General features: G+C 52.7%; 2 tRNA genes and 1 rRNA gene. All 3 read right to left on the bottom strand.

The annotated features are described in order from the left end of the window. Window positions 1-84: 84 nt before the first annotated feature. A tRNA-Ala gene (locus tag FZZ90_RS12755) sits at window positions 85-157 on the bottom strand. 9 nt (window positions 158-166) lie between these two features. Then, window positions 167-240, bottom strand: a tRNA-Ile gene (locus FZZ90_RS12750). Window positions 241-424: 184 nt separating this feature from the next. Then, window positions 425-1,910 (bottom strand): 16S ribosomal RNA (locus tag FZZ90_RS12745). Between the last annotated feature and the right edge of the window lie 590 nt (window positions 1,911-2,500).

Genomic DNA, 2,500 nt, shown 5'->3' with positions numbered 1-2,500 from the left:
GGGGTCATCCAGCGGACACATCTAAATCACACTCCAATCGAGCTCAACTCCAATAACTTGGAGATGGGGATAAAGTTCGGTCAGTGGAGGTTAGGAGACTCGAACTCCTGACATCCTGCTTGCAAAGCAGGCGCTCTACCAACTGAGCTAAACCCCCAACACCGAATGGGCCATCCTGGACTTGAACCAGGGACCTCACCCTTATCAGGGGTGCGCTCTAACCACCTGAGCTAATGGCCCAGGAGTCTCATCCCTTTTGGGGTGTGACCTAGACAAAGTTTAGGAACTGAAAATCTCCATCAAGCAATCAACATTGCTGCTGATTCTTAACTTCAAAGCTGAGGTACCGATCGACCTAAGGTGACAGGACTTCGGCCTAAGAATAAAAATACTCAGGCATCAAAATCATTGTGTTGTCTCCCTGTTAGGAGGTGATCCATCCGCACCTTCCGGTACGGATACCTTGTTACGACTTCACCCCAGTCATCAGCCCCACCTTCGACGTCCTCCTCCACAAGGGTTGGAGTAACGGCTTCGGGCGTGGCCAACTTCCATGGTGTGACGGGCGGTGTGTACAAGGCCCGGGAACGTATTCACCGCAGTATGCTGACCTGCGATTACTAGCGATTCCGCCTTCACGTAGGCGAGTTGCAGCCTACGATCTGAACTGAGCCACGGTTTATGGGATTTGCTTGTCCTCGCGAACTTGCAGCCCTTTGTCCGTAGCATTGTAGTACGTGTGTAGCCCAGGATGTAAGGGGCATGATGACTTGACGTCATCCACACCTTCCTCCGGTTTATCACCGGCAGTCTCTCTAGAGTGCCCAACTAAATGCTGGCAACTAAAGACGTGGGTTGCGCTCGTTGCGGGACTTAACCCAACATCTCACGACACGAGCTGACGACAGCCATGCACCACCTGTCACTGCGTTCCCGAAGGCACTCTCTCGTTTCCAAGAGATTCGCAGGATGTCAAACCCTGGTAAGGTTCTTCGCGTTGCATCGAATTAAACCACATACTCCACCGCTTGTGCGGGCCCCCGTCAATTCCTTTGAGTTTCACACTTGCGTGCGTACTCCCCAGGCGGAACACTTAACGCGTTGGCTACGACACCGAGGGGGTCGATTCCCCCGACACCTAGTGTTCATCGTTTACGGCCAGGACTACAGGGGTATCTAATCCCTTTCGCTCCCCTGGCTTTCGTCCATGAGCGTCAGTGATGGCCCAGCAGAGCGCCTTCGCCACTGGTGTTCTTCCCGATATCTACGCATTTCACCGCTACACCGGGAATTCCCTCTGCCCCTACCACACTCAAGCCCAACAGTTTCCACTGCCATGATGGAGTTAAGCTCCACTTTTTAACAGCAGACTTGAAGGGCCGCCTGCGGACGCTTTACGCCCAATAATTCCGGATAACGCTTGCCACTCCCGTATTACCGCGGCTGCTGGCACGGAATTAGCCGTGGCTTATTCATCAAGTACCGTCAGATCTTCTTCCTTGATAAAAGAGGTTTACAGCCCAGAGGCCTTCATCCCTCACGCGGCGTTGCTCCGTCAGGCTTTCGCCCATTGCGGAAAATTCCCCACTGCTGCCTCCCGTAGGAGTCTGGGCCGTGTCTCAGTCCCAGTGTGGCTGATCATCCTCTCAGACCAGCTACTGATCGATGCCTTGGTGAGCCATTACCTACACCAACTAGCTAATCAGACGCGAGCTCATCCTCAGGCGAAATTCATTTCACCTCGCGGCATATGGGGTATTAGCAGTCGTTTCCAACTGTTGTCCCCCTCCTGAGGGCAGATTCTCACGCGTTACTCACCCGTCCGCCACTAACCCGAAGGTTCGTTCGACTTGCATGTGTTAAGCACGCCGCCAGCGTTCATCCTGAGCCAGGATCAAACTCTCCGTTGTAGATCATTTCCTCTTAGAAGCTTTCACTTCCTCAAAATGATTTGCGTCACCCATTACTCAGTTAAAAACTGGCAACAGTTGAGGCCTCCTTTCGCTGACACAAAAGGGTTCTTAAGAGTGCATCTCTAGATTTCTCTGTCAATGACTTTCCGGGATCTCAGATCCGGTTGTTGCTCCACAATCCGCACACCGACAACAAAAGAGTTCGTGAAAACTCTTTCGTTGCAGCGAATTGCTTCAGCGCAACGAAATTTTTTGACGGGACCTCACACCTTCATCGCTCTTTCATTCGACTCCTCACCTCACCTCTCGGTTCGGCTCAGAACCAAACGCGATGAAAGCGTCAGTTCCTAAACTTTTCAATTGTCCAGGTGCGACCAAACTTCTCTTCACTCCCTCTCAGGAGATCGGTTGGTTGGTCATCGCGGCCTCTCGCGACCGCTTGAAGAACTTACAACACCGTGGGATCGCTCCCTCTTGGTCTTGTAAGTCGCCGCAGACACATCAAGACTTTCGCCTCAAGCGCTTCGGCTTGCGCAACAGCCTCTCGGCTCCCGCGCAAGACAAAACCATAACACCACAACCTTCAC

The sequence above is a fragment of the Synechococcus sp. MU1617 genome (assembly GCF_020514235.1).
In the GTDB taxonomy this organism is placed as follows: domain Bacteria; phylum Cyanobacteriota; class Cyanobacteriia; order PCC-6307; family Cyanobiaceae; genus Parasynechococcus.
This window is presented reverse-complemented; position numbering and strand designations above follow the sequence as displayed.